Consider the following 16292-nt stretch of genomic DNA (forward strand, 5'->3'; position numbering starts at 1 on the left):
TAACTATTTTTCACCACGGAGGCACAAAGAGACACTAAGGAAAATATCTTCGAATTGGAAAAATTATGGGAATGTACTGTACTCCTACGCGGGCATCTTATGTCTCAAACGAAGTGCCTCCTGCAACTGCGCGGCCTCCCAGCCAATCATTGCTTTTTTCCGTGGTGAACCCCAACGGTACTGACCTATAGCCCCGATTTTATTGATAACGCGATGGCAGGGAATAATAAACCCAACCGGATTCGCACCAATTGCGCTGCTGACAGCCCTGGATGCAGCAGGTTTGCCGATGGCTTTGGCCACGCTATCATACGATGCTAAACTTCCGGGTGGTATTTGTAATAAAGCCTTCCATACCTTCAACTGGAAATTCGTGCCCTTTATTAACAACGTAATTTTTCTTTGTCCCAAGTCCTGATCCGCTTTGAATAGCCGCTCATGATAAGTATTGGTATAAACCGGATTTTCTTCAAAGACCGCATAGGTCCATTGATTTTTTAATATATCCATATACCTTTGCTTCTCATTTTCCGCAGCAAAATGTAAAGCGCAAATACCTCTTTCCGTAACTGCCAGCATATAGGATCCGAATGGCGACCGGTGAAACCCATAATAAATCTTTAACCCTTCGCCGCTTGTCCGGTATTCACCTGGCGTGACCGCCTCAATGTTCACAAACAAATCGTGCAACCTTGACGGAGCAGACAAGCCGGACTGGAACGATGCCTCAAAAACCGACTGACTGTCGGACAGTACTTTTTTGGCATATTCCAGGGTCAAAAACTGTATAAACTTCTTAGAGCTTACACCTGCCCAATCCTTAAATAACCTTTGAAAATGGAATGGGCTTAAACAGACATGATCAGCTATTTCCTCTAACGAGGGTTGGGATTTATAATTAGCTTCAATGTATTGGATGGCCTTTTCAACCCTGTAATAATCAAAGTTTTCCATGATCAATGCTTTTATATGAACTTACATCGACACAAAGCTAGCTTACAGTCCATCACCAACCTACCCATTTCTTGCGGAAGTTAAGTTTTTATCTTTAATTATTTAAAAGCACCGCCAAACCATTCATTCGCTTTTTGGCCAATGACTGGAATCGGTTTTTCCTCGCCATTGATGGCTGAAATAAAGCCCATCACCCATAACACCAGTAATCCGAGGGCAATCCAGATAATAAAACCTAAAAAGCCACCGGCAAAAAACAGAATGGATTGCAAAATGTAAAAGCCAATGGCAGTAAGATGGAACATTAAAGTTTGCCTGAGATGATAAGCTCCGATAGAAGATTTGTTGCTACTGTGCATGACCAGTGCAATGATCCAGCCCAGCCAGGTAAGATAACTGATGACGGCAATAGTTTTTCCCCGATCACTGCCAGATGTGGCTTGCGGCACTACAATCAATGAAAATTTCTACTTTTTGCCAATTCAATTTTCTTTTTCAAAGCCAGAAAGTCAAACGCTTTTTTCATCTTCGTTTTCTAAATTGGTGACAAAATAATTTAAGCGCATTGGTGTTTCTTTACCTTTTAAATATAGCCCTTGCTACCTTTGGATTTAATTACCGCTTTAAACCTTATTATGCCGGAATCGTTGAATTCCAGGAGAATAACAATCACTTACTTATGGAACCCCATTATGCTTTATCAGACCCTGAATTCGAAAAACAGTTTGAAAGTGCTGTACCCGATCCAAAACTTTTTAGTCATGAAGCGCATTTGCGGTTGGCCTGGATCCATGTAACCAAATACGGCGTGGAAAGGGCCGCAAAGAACATTGAACATCAAATTGCTCAATTTGACCGGAAATTTGGTGATGGCATGAAGTTTCATAGCACCGTGACCCTTGCGGCGGTCAAAGCCGTAGCACATTTTGTCAACAAATCCAGGTCTTGTAATTTTAAAGACTTCATGGACGAATTTCCCAGGCTAAAAAGCAACTTCAAAGATTTGCTGAACCAGCACTATAGCTTCAGTGTATTTAAAAGTGAAAAAGCCAGACAAACCTTCGTCCAGCCGGACTTACTTGCCTTTTAATACAATTTACACAACAAAACCCTCATGACATCTCTAAAATTCCCTTTGATACTCAGCGGATTGCTGGTTTTAACAGGCTTTTCCCGGAACACAACAGCTCAGACTCGGTTACAGAAAGATAAGGAAGCCATCACTGCAGTAAGCAGTGCGCGGGCGAAAGCTTTCAATGAAGGAAATGCCGAAGTGATCGCATCGCATTTTACAGAAGATGCGATCCTTATGGCGCCTGGAAAACCGGCATCATCCGGAAAAGAAGCGGTAAGGACGTACTACCAGGCCATATTTGATGAATACAAAACCGAGTTGGACAGCTACTATGAAGAGGTCGAAGTATCGGGGGATCTGGCCTATGGCAGAGGTGAGGCAGTCGTAAGGCTTACTCCACATAAAGGGGGCTCATCTACAGTAGCCAAATCGAAATACCTTAACATTCTTCGGCGGCAGCCGGACGGTAGTTGGAAAACCACCCATGATATCTGGAACAGTAATGACGCGCTCCCCTGATTTTTTCAATAACCAATTCGCTGTATCGGGAAAGCCTGAATGATTGAATGATTAAACAGCCATTATTATGATTTTAAAAGGATCACAACACCGGAGCATGCTGCGAACATGCTCCGGGGAGTAAATTTTGGGCTATCTGGGGAGGGATTTCTTTTAATTTTTCCTTGATTTACCTCCGGCGTATTTCCATTTTCCGGGTGCTTTTAATAGGTACTTACTTTTATTTTCCTGGCACGTAACGCTTTAACTTGTGCCTTGTTAAAGTTCATCGTGTTGGTGCGTTTGAGTCGTGGCAGATAGGCGATATCGGCTAAATTTTCTACCATAAAGTCTTCGGTTTCACCATCCCAAAAGGGGATGATTTGCCCGTATATTTCATCACCGCCGTCGGGGAGGAGCTCTTCTATATCGATGAGCAGTTCCATGGGGATGGGCAGTTTTTTAAAATAGTCTATGGCTTCGGGTATGGGAGCGTATCCTTCTTCTTCTATGTCGATGGTGCGTTGGGTATAGTTTTTGGCAAACTCCCGGATATTGAACTTTGGCAGCAGTACTTCCTCTACATACATGAGTTGCTGTATGACCATAAGCTTAAAGTTAAAGTCGGCTTCAAACAGGTGCGTGCCGGTTGGGTATTGCGCCATTTGTTCCTTTACCTTTTTGTCATACAGGGCGGCGTTTCTTAGCGCTATTTTTACCACGCTTTTGGGGAGTTGGGCCATGGTGTGTGGCAGTGCGGTAAACGGGTTCTTTTTGAGGCTCAGTATTTTTAGTCCGGGGATAGTGGCGATGCTCTCCGGCAGGGTTTCCAATTGGGTTTGTTCCAGGTTGAGTTCTTCCAGGGTTGTACAGCTTCCTAACCAATCCGGAATGGTTTTGAGCTGATTTTTGGCCAGGTTCAATTTCCGTAATTTGGGCAACTGCGCCAATGCCTTGGGCAGTTGGGTGAGGTTGTTTCCCGAAAGATCCAGTTCTTCCAGTTCCTGTAAGCTTTCCAGGCCTTCCAGGTTGGTGAGTTGATTTTCCGACAGCTTTAATGTGCGAAGGTTTCCGAGCTTTGTGATTGCTCCGAGCCCGGTTAGTTGATTGCCGCTTAGATCCAGGTATTTTAACTGTTCCAGTTGGTCCAAATGTGGCGGTAATTGTTCCAGTCGGTGGAAAAGGGGTTGTGCTTCTTCGGTATGTGTTCCTATACTCAAACTGATTAGGTTGGCGAGCGTGTGGATATGATCGAGAAATGCTTCCGGAACTTCGTGCATATTGGTGACCGAGAGTACGCTCAGGTGCTGTAACTTTTGGATGTTTTCGTTTAAATAGGTTCCTATTTCCTGCCATACCGATAGGTTTTGGAGGTTGGTACTGTCGTACAATCCGGTGGCGTCCCGGCCTGTGTCATAGCCCCAATACAATTTTTGCACGTAAAAGTGCGGTGTTTCCTCCAGTTGATCTATGGACGTGAGCTGGCAGAGCGTGTCTTCATTAAAGGTGTGTGTAGTCAAAATGGTTTCGTATACTTTGTGCAGTGGTCGGACGTTAAAGTCGTCGAGATTGGCACCATAGTAATAATCTTTGTCGGCTACATATACTTCTTGTGTGTTACATATTTTTGCGCGTGATATTTCATGGTACAGGTTGTTACGACACATAAGTTTTTGGTATTGTTGCATGGTGTCCCTCCCCTCGAGAAAGTCTTGGTATTCCGTTTCGTCCCTGGCTATGGTATACAGCTCAAAATTGTAGCGATAGGCCTTTTGTGCATTGTTGTTATTGATGTAGATTTGCAAAAACCGATAGGCATCAGCCGTTTTGAAAATAATGTCACCAAAAACGGTTATGGTAATTATTTCTCTTGGTTTATGGTCCTGAAAGACTTTGCGTAATAGTTGTTGTGCCTGGTCCATTTTGATTGTTGTGTCTTTATTGATAATTAATATTTTCCCAAACCAGTAAATCTTCAATTCTTTCAAGATTCAAATTGTTGAATTTATTAATCTTCTGAATTCTTTGGGCAAATCTTTCTAAAATCAATTCACAGGCATTTATCGCTTCTTTTAAGTCTTCTTTTTTAAATCTAAATGTTCGTTTATCAGGAAGAGGCGTGAATGCTTCGTCAAACTCCCGAACACTCAAATCAAATACTATGTCATCATTTTCAAATTTCACAATTGGCGCTGGGTGTCCTTCATAAAAGGAGTCTTTACCATTTGAAATGTTACGCCAAAATTGAATATCTCCCAAATTTCCGCAGCATTGTGGATAGAAGCGTCCTTCCGAATTAATTTCAAGAATATATCCGCCAAATAATGGACTTGCTTGGTCACGATCATATTCACCATTTCTTAATTCTTCCGTGTGATCAAGGACAATCTTTTTTAGATTATCATCACTGATTTTTTCTATTTCATAGAGCGAAGATCCCGCATCAAAAGGTGTAAAAGCATCTTTAAATCCAGCTCTTTTATAAGATTCATTGTTGAAATTATCCCAATCCGCAGGATACTCCCAATAAGGCCCGCGTTCAGGAGTTTCGACACCCTCGTCGGCATATCCTAATTCTATTACCGGCACTAGTCTCAACATCATTTTCATTTATGACACACAACGTCCGAATATACGCTATTATACTTTCAAACGCTTGTAAATGTGGATATATCACTCCATTTTGGAGTGATATTCCACCTCGTGGTCTTTATTATCTAAAACCTCAAAAACTTCAAACATTGGGTCCATGAATGAATGACAAAAGTATTTTAAGGATTTAAGTTCTCTCAATAACTGCTGTGGATATTAGACGTCCAATCTGGTTTCGCTTAGTTTGACATGGGAAAAACAGCCCCTTCAATTATTGGGACGGACAGCACCGGGGATTTTCCAGGTTCCCAAAAAGGTAAGTTAAACATAAGCTGGGAAACAATTTTCGCTCCCAGCGCCTCATGATCTGTTCTGGCATTTTCAGTGTTGACAAATGTAATATCCAATGCAGTCGAAGTAAGAGCCCCGGTAAGATACCCATTATGTTCACAGTCGAAATACTTTAGGCTGGGATTTACAGCGTTATCAGCTTTGGCCTTGGCTTTTGCCCAATTATTTGAGGCTGACATTTCCAATCCGGCAGTAGCGCCAAACATTATGCTGGTGTTGATATTAGGAAGCAACTTCCCGTTATCGTCCTGAAAGGCAAACAAATCATACAAAGCAGGATTTACAAGATTTCGGGCTCTGCGTTCCAACCAGAAAAAACCCGGGAATGAGCTCAAAGCAGTCACCGTAAAATCAGCCATAACAGGTGTGCCATTTTTTGCATTTACAGTGGATGCCATTTGAATGTGATAGTCACCGGATAAAGAAACAACGCCAGTTATTTGCTTCTCTTTAATAAAATTCAAAAGTTCTTCTCTTTCATTCTCCATGCTTTTCCAAGCGCCTTTAGAAATCAAAGCCCTGCCCATGCCTGAACCTTCGATATTATCGTAGTCAAGAAAAGTCCCTAGTAAGGGCTCACTATTAAGCCATAGCTTCCACTTTGCATCTGAAGTCTCTAGCAATTCCTTGAACCATGTCTTTTGTTCACTACCGAGTACGGAAATTCCGGGGTCTTGATAGCTCTTGGTATCTGTAACAATGATCAGGACGTCACTCCCCCATTGTAAGGCCCTATACATGCACATGGAGTTAATCGCTTTCATGTTATTTTCCTCCACAAAAAGACCATCCGCTTTTTTTGTGCCAATCGATACATTACTAACCTTTGTGGGCCGAAAATCGTAGGCCCGGTTTTCAATGGAGCCGATGTCCGGTGCATGGCTTAGGATGGATGGTAAATATTCGAACCATGCCTGATTCGAGGCAACTTTTATCTGTTGCATTCCTTCTAGCCCCAATAGATCGCCTATATAGGAATGAGACTGGTAATTGCCATCCGCAAACTCATGGTCATCCCATGTATACACAAATGGCCATCTTGCCCGGGCTTCCTGAATAACCGGGTTTGAAAGATAGGTTTTATAAAGATGCCGGTAATCATGCACGGTAATGGGGCTCCATGAACCGGATTTCCAATGATCGGAATCGGGCCATTGTTTACCATTGGGGAAAGGAGGGATATCTCGAAATTTTCCATTGGCATCGATCAACCAGTTTGGCTGGTGATTATCGTATCTGGGGTCATCACCCACGACCTCGTAAATGAAATCTCCCAAATGAAAAATAACCTTAACTTGCTCAGCTTCGGATTTGGATTTATCTTCTTCTATTAAACGTTTCAATGTTCCATAGAAACCCTGTTCGTAACTGGAGCATGCCATGGTGGCAAAATTCAATGAAGCAGAATCGAATTCTTCGGGAGCTGTGAAAGTCCGTCCGACGCTCGAGGTATCGCTGCCGCTAATAAACCTATAATAATATTTCTTATTCGGTACAAGTTCCCGGGCATAATAGCGAATGGTGTAATCATCATTTTTGTAGGCTGTGATACGCTCAGATATAGTTATTGCGCTAAAAGCAGGAGATTCAGAAACCTCAACACTTAAATTTATACTATCGGGATTTGCATTCGTGTTTACAACCCTTGTCCACAACATTATGGCATTGGGCTGTGGATCTGCCGAGGCCACACCCTGTGGAAACTGAAAATGGGCTTTCTCTGTTTTCGTTGAATGCTGACAACTGCATACTAAGGCAACTAAAAGCATCGACTTAACCATTTTAGTGATATTCATTGCTCTCCAATTATAATTCATTATTAAATATTTACGATTCTATTAATCTTTTTAAAACAACACCGCACGATAAGAAGCTATTTGAATAGCATGATTTTTTTACTTGTTTCAACTATCCTTATCGTTTGCTCTTGACAGCTCACTTTGCTTATGACAACATATATTTCATTCGTCCACCAGCAAACGTTTTGTGAATCCTTGATATGTGGTAAAATCTTACCAGAAATCAAATTTCATCCGATTCGGGTCGAAAATATCAAAAAAAGTTTCATTATAATCACCTTATTTTACAAATAGTAAAAATTTAATGCCTGATTAATATGGGATTAACACAAGCCACCCTTTTAAAACAAATCTTTACACAGAAAACAAATGATTGCGTATTATACCAAGGGTGCCTAATATCTAATGGTATTAAAAATAGTGAGAGCCAACTGGTTGGTTAAGTAGGTAATAAAGCCTTAACAAATAGTTTTTGTATGTATACAAAGAGATCCTGTTCTTTTGGGATCGCATCTGCTCCACCAATAGAAAAATGAGAGAAACTATCTTGCCCGGTCCATAGGCAATAGCTCACCCCATTATTCATAGGCCCTTAAGCAGAAATCGTATGATTGTTACGACACGTTTGCCTTCAACAAAATTGCGTATCAGTCATACTATTATAATTTTCATAGTTTCGTTGAGGGATTATCTTTCCTTCGATTATCCACCTGCCGGCTTATATTAACCAACTTCCCTGATCTTTGTCAATCAACAACAATATCAAACAAAGCTTTACCTTTTACATTGTTAAGCTTCGTAAGTTTACCACTATTTTCCTTAATCATTAGTTTTACAGTTTTTAATCCACTGACCGCATTCAATTGTAACAACTTATCTGCCGAATATTTATCATCCACCAAAACGGAAATGTTATCAACGGTCACATTTTTAAGATAATCATCATAATAGTTTTCATCTTCAAATATGGAATTATCTATATAAATTATCCCTAAATGATAAGTGCCAATCAGTTCTTTGAATTTTTTATCCCACCAAAAATTTGTTTTTGGCACGCTATGTTCCAAAAAAGCTATAGCTAATTCAACGGGTTCATTTTTCATCTCCAGCGCTGCCCACAGCGCTTTGATATGATCGAAATACGCCCGGTTGAGTGAATAATATACACGGTAAAGCTTATTATGCTGATTCAACCGATGGTATTCGAGAATAGATTTCAGTTGGCTGTATAATTCTGTTTTTTCTGATCCGCTATTGCCCAGGTCCTCCAAAAGTTCGGAAGTTTGATTTAAAACACCTTCCACATAATTATAACCCTTTATCAATTCATTCCTTTTGATTTCGGTAAAACCCAGTAATTTTTGAAGATACTCATACAATTGATGTCTATAACGGTTTAACTGAATAAGAAAATTCAAATCATATCCGGTATTTAATTCCAATCTTTTTCGATAGGATCGCAGGGTTTTTGCATACCAGTTTCGGTATCTGTGTTTTAATTCATGATAATACCATCCAAATAATCCTTCTTTTAAAGAACCATAGCCAAAAGTCTCATATTCATCATAAATCCCGGTTAAATCAGTCGAAGGAGGATTTTGAAGATTATATGCCATTCTCTCATTTTCCAATCTGTCTAACTCGTTGTACCATATTTCCAAAATCTGATTGGAATTCGCGATCGCTTTTGAAGTTGGGAGCTTTGTAAATGTCTTGCCCGCAAATTTTGTGTAAGCAGGAACCGTATGGCTTACCCATGCTTTCCGGGTGAAATCATAATAGGTAGGCATACCCGGATAAGTAATTTCCCAGGTTAAAAGGTCGCCTTTAGGGACGGTAAAATAAGTATATTCACTGCCGGTAAATCCCCCGATAAATGCATTAAACGTACTTTTCGTATTGGCTTTTTTTAGCATTTTTCTACGATAATCGTTTTCCTCACTGATCAATTCATCTCCACGCTTCTTTATATTTTCAATCTTCTTGTTTATATCGTCGATTAAATGCTGGTAATAGTTGTCCTCTTGTTTTCTTTGGTTTTCACCGGTTTCGGTTTTTTCTATTTTCTTTTGGTATTCCAGGTAACGGTAATATGAGGGCGGAATATCAGGGATAAGATCTTTTGACCTGTCGTCAATTGTAAAGGCCAAATACTTTCCTTCATAAGGCTGAAGCTGTGCCTCCATCTCTTTATTGTACATTCGTAAAAATGCCCTGTAGTTCCATTGCTTGTGATAAGTATGGGTATAGCTAAAGAGGTATTTGTTATCTGGCGCTTCCAGTATATTTTGAGTATAGTTATAAACTGCGATAAGGTCAGAAAACAATATTTTTGTTTCCTGTGCCTCGGCAATGAGTGGAAAAAACAAAAAAAATAGCATGAAATTGAGAGAAAGAGTCTTTTTCATAGAGTTTAAGAATAATTTATAGCAAAGCAGTCAAAGCCTTTCTCTTTTTTGGTAGAAAAGCCCCCCACGATCCCGCCTTTTTCAACATTTCAATGCTCAAATGGTCAGCACCGTCTTTCTTAGCCAATGTTCGTGCCTCTGATACGTATGAGTCAGTCAAAGCCTTGTTTTGCAGATAGAAAGAAGCAGTAGCCAATCCTAAATAAGCATCCAGGAATTCCGGTTCAATTTCAATACATTTTTTCAAATATTCCCGTGCTTCCTTATACTTTTCCACCTCATTTAAGTAATTGCCCAAATCATTGAGTAAATCAGGATCCTGCTCCATTCCCCAGAATTTAGCCTGTTGCAGGAATTCAATAGCAGCAGGTATATTGTTTAGCTTGATCTGAATAAATGCAACTTGTCTCAAGCGTATCGATTCATACTTATCAAACTCCCAGGCCTCCAGATAGTCTCTATAACTTCCTTGTAGATCCCCCATTGAAAACTTTATCCATGCCCTTAGTTCACGGTAAACGGCCTGAGACCGATCTTGCCGAATAGTATCTCCATGGACGTCTTCATAAAACTTAATGGCCTTGTTTATTTCATTCATACCACCAGCTAAATCATTGCTGAAAGTTTTATAGCGAGCCTTTTTATAGTATGCATCACTGTTATCAAATGTTTGAACAGCGCCTTTTATGTCCTTATCGGTATTGCCATAATGACCAAGTTTAATAACCTCATCCTGATCAGATAATGCACCTGGTAAATCATTTAACAAAAACTTGGTGTCGCCTCTTAATGAGTACAACTCTCTCAACAAACCAGCGTCACAGGAATGATTTTTCCGGCATAACGCCAATGCTTTATTTAAATCTGATAATGCCCCTTCCAAATCCCTCATCTTTTGTTTCAATTCAGCCCTTCTATTCAAAAGCAGTGGGTCAGATGATAGCTGTTTTTCCGTTAAATCAATAAAACTTTGTGCTCCTTCATAGTATTCCAAGCCTGTTCTTAACGCAACTATATAGGCAATAACTGAAAAATTCTTGGCCAAAGAAGGATTAACTTGTATGCTTCTTTCCAGATCCTGAATAGCACCATAACTATCATGTAATTCTATTTTTATCATGCCACGTGCCGCAATAAATCTTCCTTCTGTGGGCGACATTTCTACAGCCTTATTAAAATCACTTAAAGCTTCTTTTCTTTTTTCCAAACCATGAAAGGATTTAGCCCGATAATAATAATAGTCAGCCCGTTGATTGGGGTTTAACTCATAGGCTTCCAAAAAATCTTGCAATGCGACAGTAAAATTATCGTTGTCACAGTGGTACCGCCCCCTTAGCAGGTAAATCTCAGCCGTTTCTAACCCTAAAAAAATAGCTTTATTGAGGTCTCTCAAAATATCTTTGTTTCTCCAACGACTTCCGGTACCTACATCTTTCGCATAACATGCTCGTTGAAGGTCTGCAATATTTGCATTTAACCTGGCTCTTTCCAGATAGTTCTGTGGATGATCATTTGGATTCTGTTCGATTTTTTTGGTAAGGGGTTTCAATTCCTGCTCCAGTTTTCCCAGTTCAATACAGGGGGCGTTAAATTCAGATGAATCCCCTTCCTGCCCCCAAACGGTACCATTGATAAAAATTAATAGGTACAGAATTATTCTTATCATTTGTCGCATGACGTAAAATTTTAATTATTTGATGATTGAAAGGTTAATTCCCCCTTGTAAAACACTTTAATATGCTTACCATTGATATCTACTGTAATTGTGATAAGGTATATACCATCGGTTTCTTCTATGGACATGTCGAAATTGTTGTAATTTTCATCTCCCTCCCAAACCAGGTCATTGGCAGCCGGTGATTCATTTTCAAATGAGTAATCATAAGCCAGGGAGCAAAATCCATTATAAACTGTATTACCGGTCATAGCTGAAATATCAGCTTCCTCACCATTGAACTCTTTGCCGCTTAAAGTATATGCGCCGGTTATATCGAATTTTCCTTTTCCGGCCAGTACATCCAGACAAACGATGTTTCCCACGCCCATTAAAGAAGTTGTCATACGATCATCTACTAAAAATAAACTGTGCCATTTACCGGCATTATGTATCAAAACAGCGCTGGTTAAATCATATCTGGCATCATTTATGGAAAAAAAATTAGCATCTCCAACAACAATTGTGGCCGAGACGGTGTCGATACCGGACGTATTGGCTGAAACCAGTTTTACAATATAACTCCCCGCTTCATCATACGTGTGGCTGGGGTCTTCCGCTGTCGAAACCGTACCATCTCCAAAATCCCAGGCATAAGATGTTGCATTTTCTGAACAATTTGTAAAAGAAATCTCTTCGCCTACTGTAATGTCAGAATGCGGTGAATAGTCAAAACAGGCTTCCGCGGATGGTGGTAATGGGTCATCACCTGAACATGCACCTAAAAATGCGATTACTACAAAATATAAAAAAAATCTTTTTTTCATAATCCAAAGTAACACACATGAATCAGGAAGTTCAATACGCTCAAGAGCGTATATTGATGGTTGCCCGTCTTCATAGAAAAAAGAAAATCAGCCGGATGAAATGGACAAGAAGGTTAAATTAGCTCAAAAACCTCGGCATACCTGATGGCATCCCCGAGATACCGAATATCTAATTTCTTCCAAATCCGGTTACGATGAGTACGTACCGTGTGCTCAGATATGGATAAGAACTCCCCAGTTGACTTATTGGTATGCCCACTGGCAATGAACCTAAGAATTTCCTTCTCACGATTGGTCAGTGATTGGAATTTTTCATAATGTTTTATATAAAAGGGATCTGCTTTGATTAATGAGCTTACTTGGCGCATACTTGAGTGGAATTCATCGGCGGGCATAGAGACCGTAATCAACCCTTCAAGATCCCTGACCACTTTTGTAACCGTTATCACATCATGGTACGCTTTTTTGAAAGGATCCCGAAATTTCTGACAAAACGCAAAAGTCCTTCCTGTATCATTTCGAGCATAGAAATTCAAAATCTTGGGTATGGTCTTTTCAATAGTCTCTTTATCAACGAACTTTTCAAAAAATTCTGCGCCGTTCTCCTGTATCCATTCTAATGGTACATCCAGTTTTTCCAATCCTTTAGGATTCATATATTTAATATGCAGATCATCCTTGTGATTAAAATGCAGGAATCCGGGGAAAAACTCCCCGATTTGCTCCAATTGATTATCTTCTATATATTTTTCAATTTTATGCAATGAAATGCGCTGATCAATCAGGCTTTCTTTTTCCGTTTTTTTCATGGATTTGTACAGTATTTCAGAGAGATACCGTCCACTTGTAGCGGACATGATTTTTTGGCTGATGTTTTGTTTATTTCAGTTAACGCTCATGTTAGTGCACTATCCGTTTTCTTGTACTAATGTTGTTACCAATATAAATAAATTCATCTTTCTTAATATCTCCGTAAGCATCGGAATTACAAATATGCCCATAGCCTGAAACCATGGCTAATTCTTTACCATTCCGGAACGAAATCATGATGCCATGCTCGATTTCCCAATCACAACCTCCACTGTACACCGCATAGAATTTCTTGGTGCGCTGGCTAATGGAGATCCCCAACCCTGAAATGTGAACATATGCTAAGACATCATCAGCGTTCTCAAGTGGTGGCATATCATCTAAACAATCCTCACCGATATCCAGCAATAAATCTTGGTAGTATGCAAATACATGCTCCTTTACTTGCTCTCTATGATGGCTACCGAACTTTAAAATATTTTCGATCGTCTGAGAAATTTCAAGGTTATATTTGTCAAGTTCCTCTTCGCTAAAATTCAACTGCACCTTTATTTTTTTGCCATTACAAAAAGGGATTTCCATTTCATGCGAAAGCCAATCGTACCAGTCATCATTGTACGCACTTTTATATTTCTTAAATTCTATATTTCCGTATTTTCTTACCATCTGTAAACTCATTTGTGTACTAACATATCAACTATAATTTAAAGCACAATATTCAAAATTAGCCAAAACAGTTTACTTACATTTACTTGATAAAACATAGCGATTCAGGGAAAATGCGTTCCAACAATTAAACGCCAATGATGGGAAGTAAGGCTGTAGTTCACCGGAGCTTAATTGTTGAAACACATTTTCCCTATTAGTCAAGCTGTGCTATTCTCCAGATAGCAGTTGCCTGCCTTGCCATCCATTTTTGATTTTTCGCAATTCGTTCCGGATTCCAATCGCTATTTTCATCAGCGACCCTTTGGGTAATGGAAAATTCGCTTTCAAAGTATTTTTCTTTTTTAGCAGAAAAATCTGCATTTCCAATATCCCGATTTACACTTTTATTCAGAATTGTCATGTTCCCTAATCTGTAAACAAATTGGTCATGATCTCTATCTTCAATGTCATCCCAACCCTCCTGGATTGATTCTGGCATGATGTGTTCCAAATTATAAGATTCGCTTTCGAAATCGTAAGATTTGTTTGATATATGCCTTTCTATTTCGAAAAGAATGTATCTGACAACTCTTTTATTTCTTACTTGTGTGGTCCTCAATTCTTTTTCTGAGAAATCACCTCTGAATTTTTCATCGGAGACATACAATGGAGACAGTGAGCTTATCAATTCCTGCAAAGTATTTATATTATTACTTGCAAGTTCAACCGCCAACCGGTTGTAAACCCTTTCTTGCTCGTTAGTCGCGAGATTACCGATGATGTTATATCTAAATGAAATCACGCAACACAACCTCAAAACGGAAGTGAAATCCATTTCAGAAAATTTATTATGCGCTGACAATAAAAGCGGGTAAAGTTGACGCACATTAAACATTCTAAGATTTTGAATGTACCTTCTTTGCTCATTATTCCAGAGAGAATCTTCACTTCTAGGTAAAGCAGCAAAAATGTGTGCATTGTTTTCAAGATCACGCATCAGGCTAAATACCTCACCTTTGGAAGAAATGTTTTCCCGGATACGTTTGAATAGTTCAGAATGTCGAACAAACCTATTTTTGCTGTTCCAATAAGCTCGCAGGAAATCCGGTAAACTGTCACTTCCAATTAAACCTACCAGCCGCTCCCATTTATTATCAAGTTCGTTCATTTCACGTTCATCAGAACCATAATTGTGAACAACTGCAAATAGGTAGTTTTTTAAAAGGTCTGTCGACGAAAGCTTAACTCCTCTTGCGTTAAGCGTTTCAAAAACTTTGTAAGCATTTAATTCATCATTTACCGTAATTACTGTAAAGAATAATTTATCTGCCAGCGAGTCGATAAAACGAGCAAGAAAATCGCCTCTTCTATTTACGGAAAACTTTTGTTTGACCACATTGAAAAACCAATCATAGGCTTTTCTCATCAAGTGTTCAGTCGCCTTCAAATTCCTTTTGGGAGCTGGTTCAAGAGGAACTAAATATGCCTGATACAGATGGTCATTATTTCTGTTAAGATTGAGTTTACTCCTTGGAATTAAGGTTACCGGATCAAGATAACCAATAAAGGTATTGCGAAGCTGTTCAAGCCTTTGTTGATTCTTTTCCGGGTCTAAGTTGTCTTCAATAAGTTTTTGAAGGTTTCCAAGAAAGGCTAGAACTAAAATACTTAAAGTAGTTAGTCTTTGTTGACCATCAATTACATCGAAATTCTTGCTATCCTTGGATTGTAGTACTAAATACCCCATGTAATGTTCTTGTTCTCCACCTTCTTCAAAGAGTCCTTCGATATCTTGCCATAGATCATCCCATTCGGTTGCAGTCCAACTATAATCTCTCTGAAATATAGGAACGGAGTAAATGAGTCCATTTCCTATAAGTTGACGATATGTTCGATTGGATGTGTCTAAATTCATACGGTAAAGTTATTAACACCATTCATGAACAACTAGTGTATGTTGTTTTATGTGCGCCAACGGTATCGTGTTTTACCACCTGTTTGCTTAAAACACCGCTGTTTGAAATCGATGAATATAGTCTAAACAGGTAGTAAAAACAAATGGATGAATGGAAAGGCGTAAATCTAAGTGATAAAACGTTGCGGCTTATCCTCAAATACAGCTATCCGGTCAGTCAGATAAGCGAAATTTCTCAAGGTTGCTTTATCTTCGCTAACTGCATTTTATTGTCATTTTCCTCAATGAAGCATTTACCGTATTTAGGAGCATTTCTTTGTCTGCTTGTCACAACTTGTCTCTCATGTAAAAGCAGTTCACCATATCCGGGCAATGAAACGAATACCCTACACAAAAGATAATCAGGCCCTTTTTACCATGGTGTGGCCTCTGGTGACCCGTCACAGCACGAGGTTTTGATATGGACAAGGGTGACTCCGGATTATAGAAGGAAAAAAATCCGTAGTAGGCATAACCAAAACCTTGCCAAAAGATCCTGAATCCATTCGTTTAATCGCGGTAAGTTGCAACGCCTATGAGGGAGGCTATTTTTCTGCTTTCGAGGCCATAGCCAAAAAGGATGACAAAATAGATGCCGTTATTCATTTGGGGGATTACATCTATGAGGGTTATAAACCGCAATATTTTGAAAAGAAAGATAGAATTCCTTTACCAAAGGATGGGAACAAGAGCTTCCGGAACTCAACCCTTTCTTAAAATAT

At 39.5% G+C, this 16292-nt stretch carries 15 protein-coding genes; 4 read left to right on the forward strand and 11 right to left on the reverse strand.

Annotated elements, in window-relative coordinates:
• Nucleotides 1-84: 84 nt before the first annotated feature.
• Nucleotides 85-954: a methylated-DNA--[protein]-cysteine S-methyltransferase gene (locus AC04NP_RS27550; protein WP_482863304.1), complete on the reverse strand. Its 870-nt coding sequence runs from the start codon at nucleotides 952-954 to the stop codon at nucleotides 85-87.
• A gap of 98 nt (nucleotides 955-1052) precedes the next feature.
• Nucleotides 1053-1403 carry a DUF4870 domain-containing protein gene (locus AC04NP_RS27555; protein WP_482863305.1) on the reverse strand — a complete coding sequence of 117 codons (351 nt, stop codon included), beginning with the start codon at nucleotides 1401-1403 and terminating at the stop codon, nucleotides 1053-1055.
• A gap of 119 nt (nucleotides 1404-1522) precedes the next feature.
• Here AC04NP_RS27555 and AC04NP_RS27560 point away from each other — a divergent pair, with 119 nt between their 5' ends.
• Nucleotides 1523-2044, forward strand: coding sequence for a hypothetical protein (locus AC04NP_RS27560; RefSeq protein ID WP_482863306.1), 522 nt, complete (start codon nucleotides 1523-1525; stop codon nucleotides 2042-2044).
• A 24-nt stretch (nucleotides 2045-2068) separates the two neighbouring features.
• A complete protein-coding gene (locus AC04NP_RS27565; protein ID WP_482863307.1) occupies nucleotides 2069-2548 on the forward strand; it encodes a YybH family protein in 480 nt (159 codons plus the stop codon).
• Nucleotides 2549-2751: 203 nt separating this feature from the next.
• On the opposite strand, the gene AC04NP_RS27570 is transcribed toward AC04NP_RS27565, so the two are convergent.
• The 9 genes from AC04NP_RS27570 to AC04NP_RS27610 form a co-directional block, all read right to left on the reverse strand.
• The gene (locus AC04NP_RS27570; RefSeq protein WP_482863308.1) at nucleotides 2752-4515 is read right to left on the reverse strand and encodes a leucine-rich repeat domain-containing protein; all 1764 of its coding nucleotides are present in this window, start codon (nucleotides 4513-4515) and stop codon (nucleotides 2752-2754) included.
• Nucleotides 4466-5131: a hypothetical protein gene (locus AC04NP_RS27575; protein WP_482863309.1), complete on the reverse strand. Its 666-nt coding sequence runs from the start codon at nucleotides 5129-5131 to the stop codon at nucleotides 4466-4468. The genes AC04NP_RS27570 and AC04NP_RS27575 overlap by 50 nt, the downstream gene beginning before the upstream one ends.
• A gap of 227 nt (nucleotides 5132-5358) precedes the next feature.
• Complete coding sequence (locus tag AC04NP_RS27580) at nucleotides 5359-7266, reverse strand: alkaline phosphatase D family protein (RefSeq protein WP_482863310.1); 1908 nt, start codon at nucleotides 7264-7266, stop codon at nucleotides 5359-5361.
• A gap of 749 nt (nucleotides 7267-8015) precedes the next feature.
• Nucleotides 8016-9677 (reverse strand): hypothetical protein, encoded by a 1662-nt coding sequence (locus AC04NP_RS27585; protein ID WP_482863311.1) that lies wholly within the window; start codon nucleotides 9675-9677, stop codon nucleotides 8016-8018.
• Nucleotides 9678-9693: 16 nt separating this feature from the next.
• A complete protein-coding gene (locus tag AC04NP_RS27590; protein WP_482863312.1) occupies nucleotides 9694-11352 on the reverse strand; it encodes a tetratricopeptide repeat protein in 1659 nt (552 codons plus the stop codon).
• An 11-nt stretch (nucleotides 11353-11363) separates the two neighbouring features.
• A complete protein-coding gene (locus AC04NP_RS27595) occupies nucleotides 11364-12158 on the reverse strand; it encodes a PKD domain-containing protein (protein ID WP_482863313.1) in 795 nt (264 codons plus the stop codon).
• A gap of 113 nt (nucleotides 12159-12271) precedes the next feature.
• Nucleotides 12272-13015 (reverse strand): helix-turn-helix domain-containing protein, encoded by a 744-nt coding sequence (locus AC04NP_RS27600; RefSeq protein ID WP_482863314.1) that lies wholly within the window; start codon nucleotides 13013-13015, stop codon nucleotides 12272-12274.
• A gap of 43 nt (nucleotides 13016-13058) precedes the next feature.
• Nucleotides 13059-13634: a DUF6985 domain-containing protein gene (locus AC04NP_RS27605; protein WP_482863315.1), complete on the reverse strand. Its 576-nt coding sequence runs from the start codon at nucleotides 13632-13634 to the stop codon at nucleotides 13059-13061.
• A gap of 196 nt (nucleotides 13635-13830) precedes the next feature.
• Nucleotides 13831-15531, reverse strand: a complete 1701-nt coding sequence (locus tag AC04NP_RS27610) for a DUF262 domain-containing protein (protein ID WP_482863316.1) — start codon at nucleotides 15529-15531, stop codon at nucleotides 13831-13833.
• Nucleotides 15532-15953: 422 nt separating this feature from the next.
• On the opposite strand from AC04NP_RS27610, the gene AC04NP_RS27615 reads away from it, so the two are divergent.
• Together AC04NP_RS27615 and AC04NP_RS27620 are read left to right on the forward strand one after the other, a co-directional pair.
• On the forward strand, nucleotides 15954-16070 hold the full coding sequence (locus tag AC04NP_RS27615; RefSeq protein WP_482863317.1) for a hypothetical protein: 117 nt from the start codon (nucleotides 15954-15956) through the stop codon (nucleotides 16068-16070).
• Nucleotides 16054-16287 carry an alkaline phosphatase D family protein gene (locus AC04NP_RS27620; protein ID WP_482863318.1) on the forward strand — a complete coding sequence of 78 codons (234 nt, stop codon included), beginning with the start codon at nucleotides 16054-16056 and terminating at the stop codon, nucleotides 16285-16287. Before AC04NP_RS27615 ends, AC04NP_RS27620 begins: the two co-directional genes overlap by 17 nt.
• The last annotated feature ends 5 nt before the right edge of the window (nucleotides 16288-16292 follow it).

This window comes from Agaribacillus sp. DX54 (genome assembly GCF_056858335.1).

Bases quoted from the DNA above. Each gene is read 5' to 3' on its own strand.
- AC04NP_RS27550 (WP_482863304.1), bottom strand. From the start codon at position 954: ATGGAAAACTTTGATTATTACAGGGTTGAAAAGGCCATCCAATACATT.
- AC04NP_RS27565 (WP_482863307.1), top strand. From the start codon at position 2,069: ATGACATCTCTAAAATTCCCTTTGATACTCAGCGGATTGCTGGTTTTA.
- AC04NP_RS27575 (WP_482863309.1), bottom strand. From the start codon at position 5,131: ATGATGTTGAGACTAGTGCCGGTAATAGAATTAGGATATGCCGACGAG.
- AC04NP_RS27580 (WP_482863310.1), bottom strand. From the start codon at position 7,266: ATGAATATCACTAAAATGGTTAAGTCGATGCTTTTAGTTGCCTTAGTA.
- AC04NP_RS27585 (WP_482863311.1), bottom strand. From the start codon at position 9,677: ATGAAAAAGACTCTTTCTCTCAATTTCATGCTATTTTTTTTGTTTTTT.
- AC04NP_RS27590 (WP_482863312.1), bottom strand. From the start codon at position 11,352: ATGCGACAAATGATAAGAATAATTCTGTACCTATTAATTTTTATCAAT.
- AC04NP_RS27595 (WP_482863313.1), bottom strand. From the start codon at position 12,158: ATGAAAAAAAGATTTTTTTTATATTTTGTAGTAATCGCATTTTTAGGT.
- AC04NP_RS27600 (WP_482863314.1), bottom strand. From the start codon at position 13,015: ATGTCCGCTACAAGTGGACGGTATCTCTCTGAAATACTGTACAAATCC.
- AC04NP_RS27605 (WP_482863315.1), bottom strand. From the start codon at position 13,634: ATGGTAAGAAAATACGGAAATATAGAATTTAAGAAATATAAAAGTGCG.
- AC04NP_RS27610 (WP_482863316.1), bottom strand. From the start codon at position 15,531: ATGAATTTAGACACATCCAATCGAACATATCGTCAACTTATAGGAAAT.